The sequence below is a fragment of the Streptomyces sp. RerS4 genome, assembly GCF_023515955.1.
Classification (GTDB): domain Bacteria; phylum Actinomycetota; class Actinomycetes; order Streptomycetales; family Streptomycetaceae; genus Streptomyces.
The window spans coordinates 6,469,382-6,485,341 of record NZ_CP097322.1 but is presented as its reverse complement, the minus strand read 5'-3'; the positions used below and the strand labels follow the sequence as shown (position 1 = coordinate 6,485,341).

The following is a 15,960-nucleotide window of genomic DNA, read 5'->3' as shown; positions in this document are numbered from 1 at the left end:
TCCCCGCACGGCAGCCGGCTCACCATGACGACCACCCCGGTGTCCTGACGCGAACAGCACCCCCCGGGCCACTACCCTCGCCCGCATGACGGCACTTTCGCACCAGAGCAGCAGTCACGTCGAGCAGCCCGGTCGGCACGGCCCGACCGCCACCTCCGAGGCCGACCCGCACGCCATCGGGCCGGTGCGCACCGAGTACGCGCCCGACAAGGACGGCGACCCCGACCCCGGGGAGATCGTCTGGACGTGGGTCCCGTACGAGGAGAACGACGGCCGGGGCAAGGACCGGCCGGTGCTGGTGGTGGCGCGGGAGGCGGGCGGCCGCACGCTGCTCGCCGTCCAGTTGTCGAGCAAGCGGCACGACGCCGACCGGGAGTGGGTGCCGATCGGCTCCGGCCCGTGGGACGGCGCGGGGCGCGAGTCCTGGGTGGATCTGGACCGGGTGCTCCGGGTGCACGAGTCGGGAATGCGGCGCGAGGCGTGCGCACTTGACCGCCGGCGCTTCCACCTGGTCGTGGGCCGGCTCCAGGAGCGCTACGGCTGGCAATAAGGGGGTCGGAGCGCGCCGCACATGGCTCTACGCTGGGCGACCGGACAGGCGTACCAGAACGGGCGTACCAGAACAGCGGGAGCGGCAGTGCGAATAGCGCGACACCGGGTGGGCGAAGCCGTCGTGGCGGCGGCGCGCGAGGACTTCGCGAACCGGATCGGCTCCGAGGTGCACTCGATGGCGAGGGCCGGGCGGATCGACGCCTACGACTGGTTGCGGATCACCCGGCAGTACCTCGACGGGCTGGGCGCGCTCTCGGTCGAGACCCCCGACCTCGCCACGCCCGAGGCGAAGGCGATCCTGTTCGACGCGGCCGAGGCGGCCGCGGCCGCCGTGTCGTACGCGGCCTACCACCCCACCTCGTCGTTCCACGTCTTCCTCCCCTACGTCAACTGGGGCCGCGACTACGAGCCGGAGTCCGACGGAACCCCGGTGTCGATCCGCGTGGACGACTGGATCGACGCGTTCTGTCTGGTGGTTCTCGCCGACCGCAGTGCGCGGCACGACGAGGCCTTCCACTTCGCCCGCACCCGACCCGCGCGCGCGGACGGGGCGGGCGCCGGCCTCCCCGAGATCGAACTGATCAACGGACTGCGCGCGTACGTCGCCGGGGATCTCGGGAACGAGGCGCAGGGCGTCCCGCCGTCCCGTCGGGAGAAGCTCGCCGCGCTCGACGCGGCGCTCGCACGGGTCCCCGTACGGGCCCCAGCGCAGGCCCCCGTGCAGACCCCCGGGGCTCCCGTACAGCCCCCCGTACGCGGCGCCGAGGCGTACACGACCGCCCTACGGGCCCTGCGCGCCCTGGCCGCCGGCGAACGGCAGTCCTTCGACGCCGAGTTGACGGGACTGCTCCTCGCGCAGTCCGCCCTCGACGACGAACGGGCGGCGCCGCACACCCTGTTGCCGCTGCTGCCCTTGGCGTTGGCGGCGCTCGCGTACCGGCGCGAGGGGTGGCATCCGGCGGCGGACTCGGGCTACCTGCCCCGCGCCCTGGTCACCGGCTTCGAGGCACCGGCGCCCCGGGTGGCGGCGTACGGCCGTGACCGGCGTCGGGACGCGGTCGCGGCGCTGGCCGCCGGCGCCGTACGCGTCGAGCGGCCGGAGATGCCACTGGCGGTCGCCGGGGCCGACTACCACGTGGCGAAGCTGTTCGCGCGGATCGGTGCGCCGGGCGGGGACGACCTCGGCGGGCGGAAGCTCTCGCCCGGCGAGTGGCAGGGGGCGCTCACCACCGCCCTGATCACCGGCAACCGCTCCGACCTCGCGCCGCTGGTCCTCGCGGGCCCCACCGCGCACGGCGAGGACCGCTCCGCCTACGCCTCGTACCGCGAGGCCCTGCACGCCTACCTGAGCGGCGAGGACCCGCAGGCCGCGACGGACCGGGCGGTGGCCGATCTCGGCAGGATCGCGGAGTGGGGCTTCGCCCCGCCGCCGGCGGTGCTCCTGTCCCAGCTGGTCGACGGCGACGAGGAGAGCTTCAACCTGGCTCTGATCGACGCGTTGGAGGCGCACCGGGACCACTACTCGGTCGGCGATCACGCGGACACCAGCGACGCGGCCGTCAACCAAGAGATCCTGGCGCTGGCCTGCCACGCGCGTCGGCGCGGTTGGCGGATCCTGGTCGACTCCCCGTACCTGCCCCCGCTCCTCCTCCAGGCGGCCCAACCCTTCTGACCGCCCTTACCGAGGCGGTGGCATCATCAGCTGATCGAACGCGCGCGCGAAGGCCTCGCGCGGGCCCGGGTCGCGGTCCAGGACGGCGAAGACCACGCGCTCGAACACCCCCTCGAAGCGCCCCGTCAGCCGGCTCCGGAAGGCTTCCGCCACCTGTGCGGGGTCGTTGCGGAACACCCCGCACCCCCACGCCCCCAGCACCAGCCCCCGGTAGCCGTGCAGCGCGGCGACCTCCAGGACCAGCCCGGCCCTACGGGCCAACGCGGCCGGGATCTCGTGCGCCCGCTCCGGCTCCTGGCGGCGGATCGTGCCCGCGTTCGGGGCCGGGGAGGTGAGGAATCCGACCCGGAACGGGGTCTCCAGCAGCTCGCCCCGGTCGTCGCGGAAGACGGGTACCCCGGGCGAGTGAATCACCCGGTCGGTGTAGAACGTGCTCACGCCCGCGCGGTGGACCTCGTAGTACTCCGGGGCCTCCAGCAGGGTCTCGTAGAGCGCCGACGCGCGGCACAGCGCCTCCTCCTGCGCCTTGGCCCCGCGCACGTAGCCGCCCCCGGGATTCCGCGCCGAGGCGAAGTTCAGGACGGCGACCGAGGCCGGCCCGGCGGGGTCCTCCACGAGGCGACGCGCGGCGACCGTACTGCTCTCCCCCGTGACCTCGATGACGGTGGCGGAGCGCGCACCCCCAGGCCGTCCGTCTGGAATGGTCCGGTTTGGCCCATATATCCTGGTTCCGGCCTTGGCTTCCGCCAGGTCGGCGGCGAGCGGAATCCGCCGTCCCGACCGCGTCCGGTACTCACCGGTCGCCAGGATCCGTGCGTTCTCCCGCGCGATCTCGCGCAACCTGCTGCTCACGCCGCCATCCTCGGGCGCCGAAATCGAGGATGGCAAAGGAATTACGGCTCCCAGGACGGGTAGGCACGGGTGACATCACCGCCGATCACAGGAGACGAGGACCCGGCCATGCCCGAGGACCCCACCGCTCCATTCTTCGCCCAGGGCGACGCGCAAAATCCACTGACCGAGGCGACGGCCGAGGACCTGGTCCACGGCATCTGTTTCAAGACCGGCCCGCCCCGCTTCGTCGGCGCCGAGCTCGAATGGCTGGTGTTGGACGCCGAGCGGCCCTGGCTCTCGCTGCCGCCCGACCGGCTGGCCGAGGCGCACGAGGCCGCCCGCGCGTTGCCCCTGAACTCGCGGATCACCGTCGAACCGGGCGGTCAGTTGGAGTTCAGCTCCGCCCCCGCCACCTCCCTCACCGCCTGCGTGGACGGCCTCCAGGCCGACCTCGCCGCCGTCCGCGGCGCCCTGCACGACCGGGGTCTGGTCCTGCGGGGCCTGGGCCGCGATCCGCGCCGGCCTCTGCGTCGCCTCTTGGACAGCCCGCGCTACGAGGCGATGGAACGCTACTTCGACCGCACCGGCCCGGCCGGCCGCGCCATGATGCGCGCGTCGGCGTCCGTGCAGGTCTGCGTCGACGCCGGCCACGAGGAGCCGGGCCCGCTGGGCCACGGCCGGCGCTGGCGGATGGCGCACCTGTTGGGCGCGGTCCTGGTGGCCGCGTTCGCCAACTCCCCCGCGCGCGAAGGCCCGTACCGGGGTTGGCGGTGCGCGCGGCAGGGCATCTGGAACGACCTCGACGGTCGGCGCGCGCTCGCCCCGCCGCTGGAGGCCGCGCCCCGGGCCGGCTGGGTCCGCCAGGCGCTGGACACCGAGGTGATGTGCGTACGCGGCTCCGGTGACGGCCCCTGGGTGGTGCCGCGCGGGCTCACGTTCCGCTCCTGGCTGCGCGCCGGCGCGGACGCCCGGGGCGACGACGTCGACGCCCCGGGCGGACCGGGCGGACCGGGCGGACCGGGCGGACCGGGCGGACCCGGCGCGGGGCCCCTCGGTCGGGCGCCCACCGCCGCGGACCTGGAGTACCACCTCACCACCCTCTTCCCGCCGGTGCGGCCCCGCGGCCACCTGGAGCTCCGCATGATCGACGCGCAGCCGGGCGAGGACGGCTGGTTGGTGCCGGTCGCCGTCACCCACGCGCTGTTCGACGACCCGGAGGCCGCCGAGACGGCCTACCGGGTGGTGAAGGCGCTGGCGGACTCCTACGGTCCCGGGCCCGCCCCGCGCAATCCGCTGTGGCGGTCCGCCGCGCGCGTCGGCCTGGCCGATCGGGAACTGCGCGCCGCCGCCGTCGCCTGCTTCGCGGCGGCCGGTGAGGCCCTGCCGCGGCTCGGGGCGGGCCCGGAGGTCCGGGACGCCGTCGGCGCGTTCGCGGAGCGCTACGTAGGGCGCGGCCGCTGCCCGGCCGACGACAGTGGGGAACACGATCTCCGGCGACAGCCCGCCGGGAAGGGACAGCGTCCGTGAGCACCGAGATCCACCGCGCAGGCACCCACCACACCGAGATCCACCCCGATATCCATCCCGAGACGGATCCCGAGCGGCTGCGCGAGCGGGCGGTGGCCGCCCTGACGACCGCCCGCGCCCGCACCGCCGCGCTGACCGACGCCGTGAGCGACCACGACCTCACCGCGCAGCACTCGCCGCTGATGTCCCCGCTCGTCTGGGACCTCGCGCACATCGGAAACATGGAGGAGCTCTGGCTGCTGCGGCACGTGGCGGGCCATGAGTCGATGCACCCGGAGATCGATCCGCTGTACGACGCGTTCGAGCACCCGCGCGCCGAGCGGCCGAAGCTGCCGCTGCTGGGGCCGCGGGAGGCCCGCCGGTACGCGGCCGAGGTGCGGGGGCGGGTCTTCGACCTGCTGGAGCGCACCCCGCTTGAAGGAACGTCACTGCTTGATCGGGGCTACGTCTTCGGGATGATCGCCCAGCACGAACAGCAGCACGACGAAACGATGTTGATCACACATCAGTTGCGCCGGGGCGCCCCGGTGTTGACCGCTCCCGATCCCCAACCCCCGACGGCACCGCCCCCGCCCGCCTCCGAAGTACTCGTGGCGGCGGGCCCGTTCACCATGGGCACCTCCGCCGAGCCCTGGTCGCTGGACAACGAACGTCCCGCGCACGTACGCGACCTGCCGGCCTTCCACATCGACACGGTGCCGGTGACGAACGGCGCCTACCGGGCCTTCATGGCGGACGGCGGGTACCGCGAGCCCCGCTGGTGGGCCCCCGAGGGCTGGAAGCAGATCCGCTCCCACTCCATCGAGGCCCCGCTGTTCTGGCACCGGGAGGGCGGCCAGTGGCTGCGCCGCCGGTTCGGGGTGATCGAGCCGGTGCCCGACGGGGAGCCGGTGTTGCACGTCAGCTGGTACGAGGCCGACGCGTACGCCCGCTGGGCGGGGCGCCGGCTGCCCACCGAGGCGGAGTGGGAGAAGGCCGCCCGGCACGACCCGGCGACGGGCCGCTCCCGCCGCTACCCGTGGGGCGACGCCGACCCCACGCCGGCCCACGCCAACCTGGGCCAACGCCACCTGCGCCCCGCCCCGGCGGGCGGCTACCCGGCCGGCGCCTCCCCGCTCGGGGTGCGCCAGCTGATCGGCGACGTCTGGGAGTGGACCGCCTCGGACTTCCTGCCCTACCCGGGGTTCCGGGCGTTCCCGTACCGCGAGTACTCGGAGGTGTTCTTCGGCCCGGAGCACAAGGTGCTGCGCGGCGGCTCCTTCGCCGTGGACCCGGTGGCCTGCCGGGGCACCTTCCGCAACTGGGACCTGCCCGTGCGGCGGCAGATCTTCTCCGGCTTCCGCACCGCGAGGGACGCCTGATGTGCCGTCACCTCGCCTACCTGGGGCAGGAAGTACCCCTGGGGCGGATACTCACCGACCCGGAGCATTCCCTCGTGCGGCAGGCCTGGCAACCGCGCCGCCAGCGGTCCGGCACGATCAACGCGGACGGCTTCGGCGTCGGCTGGTACGCCGAGGAGGACCCGGTGCCCGCCCGCTACCGCCGCGCCGGGCCGGTGTGGGGGGACCTGACCTTCGCGGACCTGGCCCGCGTGGTGCGCAGCGGGGCCGTCCTGGCCGCCGTACGCGATGCCACGCTCGCCGGGGCCGACGGGGAGGCGGCCGCCGCGCCGTTCGCCTCGGGGCCCTGGCTGTTCAGCCACAACGGCGCCGTACGCGACTGGCCCGACTCGCTGTCGGACCTGGCCGGCGGCCTGCCCCCGCACGAGCTGCTCCAGCTGGCGGCACGCACCGACTCCGCCCTGTTGTGGGCGCTGGTGCTGCACCGGCTGCGGCAGGGCGACGACCTGGGCACGGCCCTCGCCGAGACGGTGCGGGAGACGGCCGGAGCCGCGCCCGGTTCCCGGCTGAACCTGCTGCTGACCGACGGTACGACCATCGCGGCGACTGCCTGGGGCGACTCGCTGTGGTACCTGGCCGACGGCCGCACGGCCGGTGGCCGGGTGGTCGTCGCGTCGGAGCCCTATGACGACGATCCCCTCTGGTGCGAGGTCCCCGAGCGGACCCTGCTGACCGCCGGCCGCACGCGCGTCGTCCTGACCCCCCTCAAGGAGAACTGCCCGTGAGCGACTTCCAGTTGACCCGGACCCTCGACGAGCACGCCGCCGAGAAGGCGTTGGCCTCGGACGTCCGCAGCGGGCTGACCCGCATGCCCAAGGAACTGCCGCCCAAGTGGTTCTACGACGCGCGGGGCAGTGAACTCTTCGAGGAGATCACCCGGTTGCCCGAGTACTACCCGACGCGCGCCGAGCGGGAGATCCTGTTGGAGCGGGCCCAGGAGATCGCGACGGTGAGCGGCGCGCGCACCCTGGTCGAGCTGGGCTCCGGCTCCTCGGAGAAGACCCGGCACCTGATCGAGGCGATGCCGGCCCTGGAGACGTACATTCCGGTGGACGTGAGCGAGAGCGCGCTGAAGGGCGCCGGGAAGGCGTTGATCGCGGCGCATCCGGGGCTGCGGGTGCACGCGCTGCTGGCCGACTTCACCAAGCCGCTGCACCTGCCGCCGAGCGGCGGGCCCCGGCTGGTGGTGTTCCTGGGCGGCACGATCGGGAACCTGTTGCCGCCGGAGCGGGCCCTGTTCCTGGCGTCCGTACGGGCGATGCTGTCGCCCGGGGACGCGTTGCTCCTGGGGACGGACCTGGTGAAGGACGAGGCCGTGCTGGTGGCCGCGTACGACGACGCGCAGGGGGTCACGGCGGAGTTCAACAGGAACGTACTGGCCGTGATCGACCGGGAGTTGGGCGCGGACTTCCACACCGCCGACTTCTCCCACGTGGCGGTGTGGAACCGGGAGGACGAGTGGATCGAGATGCGCCTGCGGGCGCGGTCGGCGGCCACCGTGAAGATCCGGGGACTGGACCTGGTGGTGCCGTTCGAGGAGGGCGAGGAGATCCTGACGGAGGTCTCGGCGAAGTTCCGTCAGGACGGGGTGCGCGCGGAACTGTCGGCGGCGGGGCTTGAGTTGACGCACTGGTGGACGGACTCCGCCGGGCGCTTCGCGCTGTCCCTGTCGGTGGCGGACGGCGTTTCGACCTGACCGACAACCTGATCGACGACCCGACCGACGGCGTGACCGGCCGCCTCTGACCGGTCGTTCGAGCCGGTAGGGGCCTGCCGCGGCGCGTGTCGCCGCTGCTGTACGGGTACGCCCACCAGCAGCGGCGCTCGCTCCGCCGCCCCGAGGACCGCCGCCCGCGCGGCCGCCGCGAGTTCCCGCCGGTCGGGGTGGCGGCCGGGCGGGATGCGCGGCAGCAACCACACCTCGGCCCGCAGGCCGCGCGAGCGGGCGATCCGCCACAGCGAGGCCGTCAGCGGATCGTCCCCGACGAAGGCGGCAGCCCCCGCCAGTTCCCCGTCCGCCGTCCGGTACTCGATCCGCACGGGCTGTACGGGGACCCGCGCGTCCAGCGCCGACTGGAAGGCGGCCCGCCGGAAGGTCCCCTGCGCCCGGCCGCACCACGTGGAGCCCTCGGGGAAGACGGTGACCCGGTCGCCGGCCAGCAGGGCCCGGGTGATGACGCCGACCGTGTCGGGCAGGGCCCGGATCCGGTCGCGTTCGATGAACAGGGTGCCCGCCTGCGCGGCGAGCCGGCCGAGCACGGGCCAGGCGCCGATCTCGCTCTTGGCCAGCATCCGGCAGGGCACGGCGGCGGCGACGAGCGGGATGTCCAGCCACGAGATGTGGTTGGCGACGATCAGGCGGCCCCCGTCCGGGCCGGGGGCGCCGTGCACGGTGACCCGTACCCCCAGGGACCGCACGAGCGCGGTCGACCAGGCCCGGATCAACGCGTGCCGAGGTCGTACGGGCAGCAGCCGCACGGGCGCGGCCGCCGGCACGGCGAGCAGGATCAGGGCGAGGGCGCCGGCGAGCCGGAGCACCGCGTGCGCGACGCTCGCGACCCGGCCGGTGTGCGCGGCGCAGGCGCCCGGGGTGCAGGGCGCGGTGGGCAGCCAGACGCTCATGCGCCCGGGGTGAGCGAGAGGAAGTGGTTCAGGTAGCGCGGGTTGGTCCGGCGCAGGTCCAGCAGCACGTACAGGTCGGCGCAGCCGAACTCGGCGTCGTACGCGGGCTCTCCGCACACCCACGCGCCCAGGCGCAGGTAGCCGCGCAGCAGCGGCGGCAGCTCCATTCGGCCGGGGACGGTGATGCCCTCGGGGCTCCAGGGGCGGTGCGGGGTGACGCGGTACTCGCGCGGGGCGAGGTTGCGGGCGAGGACGGTCTCGCGGGTGGCGGCGGACAGCACCCCGCCGTCGGCGAGCGGTATCGAGCAGCACCCGGCGAGCCAGTTGTGGCCGGAGCGGTCCATGTAGCGGGCGAGGCCGGCCCAGATGAGGGCGATGACGGCGCCGTTGCGGTGCTCGGGGTGGACGCAGGAGCGGCCGACCTCGACCAGGTCGGGGCGGATCGGGGCGAGGGCGGAGAGGTCGAACTCGCCCTCGGAGTAGAGGCGGCCGGCGACGGCGGCGCGCTCCGGGGGCAGCAGCCGGTAGGTGCCGACGACCTGGCCGCTCTCCTCCTCCAGGACCAGGAGGTGGTCGCAGAAGGCGTCGAAGGAGTCGATGTCCAGGCCCGGCTCGGGTCCCTCCAGGCGGGCGCCGAGTTCCCCGGCGAAGACCTGGTGGCGCAGCCGCTGCGCGGCGCGGACCTCGTCCTCGTCGCGGGCGAGGCGGACGGTGTAGTGGGGGGCCGGCGAGGACGCCGGCTTCGGGGTGACCTCGGGGGTGGGGGCGGCCGGGGACACGGGGGGTGCGAGGGGGGACGGGGACAGGGGGCGATGGTCATGGCTGCTCCTGATCCGGGCACGGTGGGCCAGGCCGCGGGCGGCGGGCCTGGCTCCTTTACTTCTTCCGTGACGGACTGGATTCGGCATGACCGCTCGGCGGCCCTTGGATTAGCGGAGTCTGAACTCAGCGATCCGAGCTGAGGACCTTACTCACCGTGTCCGACGCGGTCTTGGCCGCCTGGCGGGGGTCCTGCCCGTTCAGCACGGCGGTCATGAACGGTTTGATCGGGTTCTTGGCCTCGACCTCGGCCCACCGCGGCGACTTCGGGGTGGCCCTGCCCTGGGCGGCACCGGCGGTCATCGCGGTGGCTCCCTCGTTGCCCTGGACGACGTGGGCGAGGGTGGTCTTGTTGGGGACGTAGCTCATGCCGCGGGCGAGTTCGGTCTGCCACTTCTCGCTGACCAGGGCCGTGATCACGTCCACCGCCCGGTCCCGATGCTTGGTCTTCGCGGGGATGATCAGGTCGGAGCCGCCGGTGAGGACGGAGCCGGCCTTGTCGGCGTTCTTGCCGGGGATCGGGAAGAAGCCGAGCTTGCCCTTCAGGGCGGGGTTGGCGGCCTCGATCTGCGCGGCCTGGCCGGGCGGGGCGATGATCTGGGCGGTCCGGCCCCGGGCGAAGACCTCGGACTGCGGGGGCGTCTCCTCGTCGGCGTCCTTGGGGCCGTCGCCGAGGCCCTGGAGCTGCTTGTAGAAGTCCATCCCGGCCAGCGCCTTCTCGTCGTCCAAGGCGCCGACCCACTGGCCGCCGGTCTCGACGGCGAGTTCGCCGCCCTCGTCCCAGATGAAGCCGGCGAGGACGTACCAGTTCTGGCCGGGGAGGTAGATGCCCTGCTGGTCGCCCTTGTCCAGCTTCTGGGTGGCGGTGATCCACTCCTGGCGGGTCTTGGGCTCGGACTTGATGCCGGCGTTGGCGAACAGGTCCTTGTGGTAGATCACCACCCGGTTGGCGGCGTACCACGGGACTCCGTACTGGGCGCCGTTGACGCTGCCGGGGTCGGACAGGCCCTTCAGCCAGTCCTTGCTGCCCCAGGAGCGCAGGCCTTCGAGGGTGAGTTCGGAGAGGCCGCCGGTCTCGACGTACTGCGCGACCTGCGTGTTCCCGACCTCGATGACGTCCGCGCCCTCCTTGGCGGTGCCGGCGAGGACGGCGTTCACCTTGTCGCCGATGCCCGTCCACTCCTGGATCCGGACCTCCAGGTCGATGCCGGGGTGCTGCTGTTCGAAGTCGGCGGTGAACTTCGCGATGAAGTCGTCGGAGGCGCTGCCCTTCATCAACCAGAGGGTGACCTTCTCGGCGCCCGCCGCCGTATCGGCCAACCGGCCGCAGCCGGTCAGGGCGGTCACGGCCGCGAGGGCCGTGCACACGGCCAGCAAACGCATCTTCACGGGGGTCACGGGTCACCTTCTGGGGCTGGATCTCAGATGGCTTGAAATTGGCATAGACCAATGGGCCGGTCAAGACCCTTTCGCCCGGGACTGTTCAGACAAAGTTCGCGCACCCGCCCGTACTGGGGCACCGTGGAACAAGGCAACAGCGACGACTGGCGGGAGACCCCATGTCCAACCACACCTACCGGGTGACCGAGATCGTCGGCACCTCCCACGAGGGCATCGATCAGGCCATCCGGAACGGGATCGCCCGTGCGGGCCAGACCCTGCGCAACCTGGACTGGTTCGAGGTCACCCAGATGCGCGGACACATCGAGAACGGGGAGGTCGCGCACTATCAGGTGGGTCTGAAGGTGGGCTTCCGCCTCGACGGCGAGGACTGAGGGCCGAGGCCGAAGGACTGACGCGACGCGGGAGGGGCGTCAGGTGCGGCCCTCGCCCTCCTGGGCGTCCTTGAGGGCCGGGGCGTCCGCCGCCCAGTCGGCGAGGAGCACGCGAAACCCGGCGGCGCGCGCCGCCTGGCAGACGAGTTCGTCGTCGTCGACGAGTACGCGCACCTCCCGGCCCAGGGCGATCCGGCGGAGCACGTCCAGCTTGGTCAGCCGGGCCGGCCGCCGGTCGCGGTCGCCGCGCATCCACACCCGCCCCTCGGGCAGCCCGTGCCGGGCCAGCCAGTCGGCGGTATCGGCGCGGCACCGCTCGGGGCGGCCGGTCAGGTACACGACCTCGCAGTCCCGCGCGCTCTCCACGGCCATCGCCACCCCGCGCGCGAGCGGCGGATCGGCGTGCGCGGCGCCGAAGAAGCCTTCCCAGTCACGGGGTTTGACCTCCAGGAAGTGCTGCCGGTGGGCCGTGTCGGCCAGCGTGTTGTCGATGTCGAAAACGGCCAAGGGCCTACGGGGTGCGCGCTCTGTCATGGCGGCAGCCTAAGTCGTGTGGTCGAAGTCCCGTTCGAGCGACCGGGGCGGGGCGGTCGGGGTGGGGCCGGCGGGCGGGGCGGGCGGTCGGCCCGGTGGAGTTCCGGTCGCGGCGCGCTCGGGTCGGGCGGTACGGGTGCGGGCGCGGGAATCCTGGTCGGCGTCACGCGTTGAGACGTGTGTGATCCGTAGAATCTCGATACTCGACCGGTCCCGGACCCGCGAGGGGTACACCGCCCCCCAGGCCCTGCGCGACACCGTGGAGCTGGCCCGCGCGGCGGAGGAGCTCGGCTACCACCGCTTCTGGGTGTCGGAGCACCACAGCGTGCCCGGGGTCGCCGGCTCCGCGCCCACCGTGCTGGCCGCGGCCGTCGCCGGGGCCACGCGGCGGATCCGGGTCGGCACCGGCGGGGTGATGCTGCCCAACCACCAGCCGCTGGTGGTCGCCGAACAGTTCGGCGTCCTGGAGGCCCTCTTCCCCGGCCGGATCGACATGGGCCTCGGCCGCTCGGTCGGCTTCACCAACGGCATCCGCCGAGCCCTGGGCCGGGAGCTGGAGGAGGCCGACCGGTTCGAGGAGCAGCTGGGCGAGCTGCTGGGCTGGATCGACGGAAGCCAGTCGGCGCACCCCGAGGTGCACGCCCGGCCCGCCGAGGGGCTGCGGATCCCGCCGTTCGTACTGGCCACCGGCGAGGGCGCGAGGATCGCGGCACGCGCCGGACTCCCGATGGTGGTCGGGGACCTGCGGGCCCGCAGGAAGGTCGGTGAGGTCATCGAGACGTACCGCAAGGAGTTCCGGCCGTCCGCGTGGGGCCTCGAACCGTACGTGGTGATCTCCGGGACGGTGGCGGTCGCCGCCACCGAGGAGGACGCGCGCCGGATGCTGATCCCGGAGGCCTGGTCGCTCGCGCACTCCCGCACCCGGGGCAGCTTCCCGCCCCTGCGCCCGGCCGAGGAGGTACGGCCGGCGGAGATGACGCCCAAGGAGCGGGAGCTGTACGAGGACGCCCTCACCGGGCACATCGTCGGCACCGAGGAGCAGGTCGCGGCCGAGTTGGAGCGGGTCGCCGAGGCGACGGACGCCGACGAGCTGCTGGTCACGACCTCGACGTACGACCGGACCGCCCTGCTGGACGGCTTCGGCCGGCTGGCGCGGATCGCGGGGCTCGGGTAGGGGCTCGCGTAAGGGCTCTCGTAGGGCTCACGTGAGGCGTACGGGGCTTGCGGCCCTAAACTGGGGCGAATGCACCGTTCCACCGATCTGCCCGCCGGCTTCCGGCCCGAGCCCCTCGACCCCTGGGTACGCGTACGGGGCGCCCGTGAGCACAACCTGCGCGGGGTCGACGTGGACATCCCGCGCGACGCGCTGACCGTCTTCACCGGGGTGTCGGGCTCGGGGAAGAGCTCGCTGGCCTTCGGCACGCTCTACGCCGAGGCCCAGCGCCGGTACTTCGAGTCCGTGGCCCCGTACGCCCGGCGGCTGATCCACCAGATCGGCGCCCCCGCGGTGGACTCGGTGACGGGACTGCCGCCGGCCGTATCGCTGGAGCAGCGGCGCTCGACGCCGGGGTCGCGTTCCTCGGTGGGCACGGTGACCCTGCTGTCGAATTCGCTGCGGATGCTGTTCTCGCGGGCGGGCGCCTACCCTCCGGGTGCCGCCCGGCTCGATTCCGACGCCTTCTCCCCCAACACGGCCGCCGGCGCCTGCCCTTCCTGTCACGGGCTCGGTCGTGTCCACCGCACCAACGAGGAACTCCTCGTCCCCGACCCCGGGTTGTCGATCCGGGAGGGTGCGATCGCCGCCTGGCCGGGCGCCTGGCAGGGCAAGAACCTGCGGGACATCCTGGAGGTGCTCGGTCACGATGTGGACCGGCCCTGGCGGGAGTTGCCCGCGAAGGACCGCGAGTGGATCCTCTTCACCGAGGAACAGCCGGTGGTCACGGTGCACCCGGTGCGGGATGCCGATCGCATCCAACGGCCCTACCAGGGCACGTACATGAGCGCCCACCGCTACGTGATGAAGACCTTCTCCGACACCAAGAGCGCCACCCTGCGCGCCCGCGCCGAGAAGTTCCTCACCGACTCGCCGTGCACACGGTGCCAGGGCAGACGGCTGCGACCGGAGGCCCTGGCGGTGACGTTCGCGGGCCGGACGATCGCCGAGCTGGCGGCGCTGGCGCTGACCGAGCTGGACGGCGTACTGGCCGCCGCGCCGCCGGTCGGGCCGGCCGGGGAGGCGGCGCGGGTCCTGGCCGAGGACCTGCGATCGCGGATCGCGCCCGTGGTCGAGCTGGGGCTCGGCTACCTGAGCCTGGACCGTACGGCGCCCACCCTGTCGGCCGGGGAACTCCAACGGCTGCGGCTGGCCACCCAGTTGCGTTCGGGCCTGTTCGGGGTGGTGTACGTACTGGACGAGCCCTCGGCGGGGCTGCATCCGGCGGACACCGAGGCGCTGCTCGATGTCCTCGACCGGCTCAAGGCGTCGGGGAACACCGTCTTCGTCGTGGAACACCACCTGGACGTGGTGCGCAGCGCCGACTGGCTGGTGGACGTAGGTCCGCTGGCCGGGGAACGCGGCGGCCGGGTCCTGTTCAGCGGGCCGCCGAGGCAGCTGGCGGGGGTCGCCGAGTCGGCGACGGCCCGGCACCTGTTCCCGGCATCGGGGCGGGCGCCCGAGCGGCGGCCCCGGACGGCGACGGGCGCGGTCCGACTGGCCGGCGTCGAACGGCACAACCTCCGGGACGTGAGCGTCGACTTCCCGCTCGGGGTGTTCACGGCGGTCACGGGCGTGTCCGGCTCGGGGAAGTCCACCCTGGTCGGGCAGGCCCTGGCCGGGGAGGTGACCGGGCGGCTCGGGGAGGCGGGCTTCCCCGTGCGGAGGCTGGTGGAGGTGGACCAGAAGCCGATCGGGCGCACACCGCGTTCCAACCTGGCCACCTATACGGGGTTGTTCGACGTCGTGCGCAGGCTCTTCACGGCGGCTCCGGAGGCGAAGGCGCGCGGTTGGAAGGCGGGGCGGTTCTCCTTCAACGTGCCGGGCGGCCGCTGCGAGACCTGCCAGGGCGAGGGGTTCGTCTCGGTGGAGCTGCTGTTCCTGCCCAGTACGTACGCGCCGTGCCCGCAGTGCGCGGGCGCCCGGTACAACGCGGAGACCCTGGAGGTGCGCCGCGCCGGCCTGAACATCGCGGAGGTGCTCGCGCTGACGGTGGAGGACGCCTCGGTGTTCTTCGCGGAGGTCCCGGCGGCGGCGCGCAGCCTGCGCGCCTTGGAGGACATCGGGCTGGGCTACCTGAGGCTGGGGCAGCCGGCCACGGAGCTGTCGGGCGGCGAGGCGCAGCGCGTCAAACTGGCGACCGAACTCCAGCGGTCGCGCCGCGACCACACCCTGTACCTGCTCGACGAGCCGACGACGGGGCTGCATCCGGCCGATGTGCGGGTGTTGCTGGGGCAGTTGCACGGGTTGGTGGACGCGGGACATTCGGTGGTGGTCGTGGAGCACGACATGGAGGTGGTGGCGGGCGCGGACTGGGTGATCGACCTGGGTCCGGGCGGCGGCGCGGACGGCGGCCGCGTCACGGCCACCGGAACCCCATCGGCGGTGGCCGCCCACCCCGACAGCCGCACGGCCCCGTATCTGGCCCGTGCGCTGGCCTAGCGTCGTGTCGGAGTTCCCTCCGGGGCGAACGAGTGGTGGAAGGTGAAGGCGTGCCGCGTGGAGCCGTGGTCGTGGAGGTGTGCCAGCCTGGAAACCCCGTCCTGCCAGGTGGGTATCGCGCCGTCGGAGACCCACCAGAACACGTAACTCGGGTGTCCTGTCCTCTCGAACCAGTCGTAACGCCTGTTCAGCGCCTCACGGTGCAGACCGGTGTAGATCGCGTCGAAGGCGGAGCGCAGATCGGTCCACAGTGAGAGGGTCGCGGCCAGGGCGGTGGTTTGCGCCGTACGGCCCTTGCCGTACCAGCTCGGTACGGCGAATTCTCCCCAAGCACCCCAGTCCAAGTCGAAGTGTGCGCCCCGGTCGCCGTCTGCCGCTTCGGCATGAGCGAGGTAGCCGGGGTGCCCGCTGATCTTCGGGTAGATGGCCTCGCCGCTGTCGTGGAGTTCGCGCGTGAGAGGTGCGGGATCGGCGAGAGGTGACTTCAGGACACCGAATGTGTACAGCGCGAGATGGGGCATACGTCTCTCCCTGGTGGGGTGCCTGATGCGGCCTGAAGGAACTCCTGTG

The 15,960-nt window shown here is 73.3% G+C and carries 15 protein-coding genes; 9 read left to right on the top strand and 6 right to left on the bottom strand.

All coding sequences use genetic code 11. From position 1 onward, the window contains the following. Nucleotides 1-85 precede the first annotated feature (85 nt). Nucleotides 86-550 (top strand): type II toxin-antitoxin system PemK/MazF family toxin, encoded by a 465-nt coding sequence (locus tag M4D82_RS29055; protein ID WP_249769972.1) that lies wholly within the window; start codon nt 86-88, stop codon nt 548-550. Nucleotides 551-658: 108 nt separating this feature from the next. Beyond that, nucleotides 659-2,224 carry an immunity 49 family protein gene (locus tag M4D82_RS29050; protein WP_249769943.1) on the top strand — a complete coding sequence of 522 codons (1,566 nt, stop codon included), beginning with the start codon at nt 659-661 and terminating at the stop codon, nt 2,222-2,224. Nucleotides 2,225-2,230: 6 nt separating this feature from the next. On the opposite strand, the gene M4D82_RS29045 is transcribed toward M4D82_RS29050, so the two are convergent. Continuing rightward, nucleotides 2,231-3,076 (bottom strand): TIGR02452 family protein, encoded by an 846-nt coding sequence (locus M4D82_RS29045; RefSeq protein ID WP_249769932.1) that lies wholly within the window; start codon nt 3,074-3,076, stop codon nt 2,231-2,233. 108 nt (nt 3,077-3,184) lie between these two features. Between M4D82_RS29045 and M4D82_RS29040 the strand changes: the two genes are divergently transcribed. Genes M4D82_RS29040 through egtD form a run of 4 tightly spaced genes read left to right on the top strand, consistent with a single transcriptional unit; the run spans nt 3,185 to nt 7,681 of the window. Further along, on the top strand, nt 3,185-4,585 hold the full coding sequence (locus M4D82_RS29040) for a glutamate-cysteine ligase family protein (RefSeq protein WP_249769930.1): 1,401 nt from the start codon (nt 3,185-3,187) through the stop codon (nt 4,583-4,585). Between the two features lie 38 nt (nt 4,586-4,623). Further along, nucleotides 4,624-5,946, top strand: a complete 1,323-nt coding sequence (gene egtB, locus M4D82_RS29035; RefSeq protein ID WP_502989100.1) for an ergothioneine biosynthesis protein EgtB — start codon at nt 4,624-4,626, stop codon at nt 5,944-5,946. Next, nucleotides 5,946-6,710, top strand: coding sequence for an ergothioneine biosynthesis protein EgtC (egtC, locus tag M4D82_RS29030; protein ID WP_249769928.1), 765 nt, complete (start codon nt 5,946-5,948; stop codon nt 6,708-6,710). Before egtB ends, egtC begins: the two co-directional genes overlap by 1 nt. After that, nucleotides 6,707-7,681 (top strand): L-histidine N(alpha)-methyltransferase, encoded by a 975-nt coding sequence (gene egtD / locus M4D82_RS29025; RefSeq protein WP_249769926.1) that lies wholly within the window; start codon nt 6,707-6,709, stop codon nt 7,679-7,681. Before egtC ends, egtD begins: the two co-directional genes overlap by 4 nt. On the opposite strand, the gene M4D82_RS29020 is transcribed toward egtD, so the two are convergent. The 3 genes from M4D82_RS29020 to M4D82_RS29010 all read right to left on the bottom strand — a co-directional run bounded on the left by M4D82_RS29020 (nt 7,564) and on the right by M4D82_RS29010 (nt 10,815). Further along, entirely contained in the window at nt 7,564-8,607 is a 1,044-nt protein-coding gene (locus M4D82_RS29020) for a lysophospholipid acyltransferase family protein (protein WP_249769924.1), read from the bottom strand. The genes egtD and M4D82_RS29020 overlap by 118 nt on opposite strands. Beyond that, nucleotides 8,604-9,386: a GNAT family N-acetyltransferase gene (locus M4D82_RS29015; RefSeq protein ID WP_249769922.1), complete on the bottom strand. Its 783-nt coding sequence runs from the start codon at nt 9,384-9,386 to the stop codon at nt 8,604-8,606. The genes M4D82_RS29020 and M4D82_RS29015 overlap by 4 nt, the downstream gene beginning before the upstream one ends. A gap of 166 nt (nt 9,387-9,552) precedes the next feature. Then, nucleotides 9,553-10,815 carry an extracellular solute-binding protein gene (locus M4D82_RS29010; protein WP_249772254.1) on the bottom strand — a complete coding sequence of 421 codons (1,263 nt, stop codon included), beginning with the start codon at nt 10,813-10,815 and terminating at the stop codon, nt 9,553-9,555. A gap of 170 nt (nt 10,816-10,985) precedes the next feature. Between M4D82_RS29010 and M4D82_RS29005 the strand changes: the two genes are divergently transcribed. Then, nucleotides 10,986-11,201, top strand: coding sequence for a dodecin (locus M4D82_RS29005; protein WP_249769920.1), 216 nt, complete (start codon nt 10,986-10,988; stop codon nt 11,199-11,201). A gap of 39 nt (nt 11,202-11,240) precedes the next feature. On the opposite strand, the gene M4D82_RS29000 is transcribed toward M4D82_RS29005, so the two are convergent. Continuing rightward, the gene (locus tag M4D82_RS29000; protein WP_249769909.1) at nt 11,241-11,735 is read right to left on the bottom strand and encodes a phosphatase domain-containing protein; all 495 of its coding nucleotides are present in this window, start codon (nt 11,733-11,735) and stop codon (nt 11,241-11,243) included. A gap of 181 nt (nt 11,736-11,916) precedes the next feature. Here M4D82_RS29000 and M4D82_RS28995 point away from each other — a divergent pair, with 181 nt between their 5' ends. Both M4D82_RS28995 and M4D82_RS28990 read left to right on the top strand, forming a co-directional pair. After that, entirely contained in the window at nt 11,917-12,909 is a 993-nt protein-coding gene (locus tag M4D82_RS28995) for an LLM class flavin-dependent oxidoreductase (RefSeq protein ID WP_249769907.1), read from the top strand. 69 nt (nt 12,910-12,978) lie between these two features. After that, nucleotides 12,979-15,390 carry an excinuclease ABC subunit UvrA gene (locus M4D82_RS28990; protein ID WP_249769889.1) on the top strand — a complete coding sequence of 804 codons (2,412 nt, stop codon included), beginning with the start codon at nt 12,979-12,981 and terminating at the stop codon, nt 15,388-15,390. On the opposite strand, the gene M4D82_RS28985 is transcribed toward M4D82_RS28990, so the two are convergent. Then, complete coding sequence (locus tag M4D82_RS28985; RefSeq protein ID WP_249769878.1) at nt 15,387-15,911, bottom strand: DUF3291 domain-containing protein; 525 nt, start codon at nt 15,909-15,911, stop codon at nt 15,387-15,389. The two genes, M4D82_RS28990 and M4D82_RS28985, sit on opposite strands and share 4 nt — an antisense overlap. Nucleotides 15,912-15,960 lie beyond the last annotated feature (49 nt).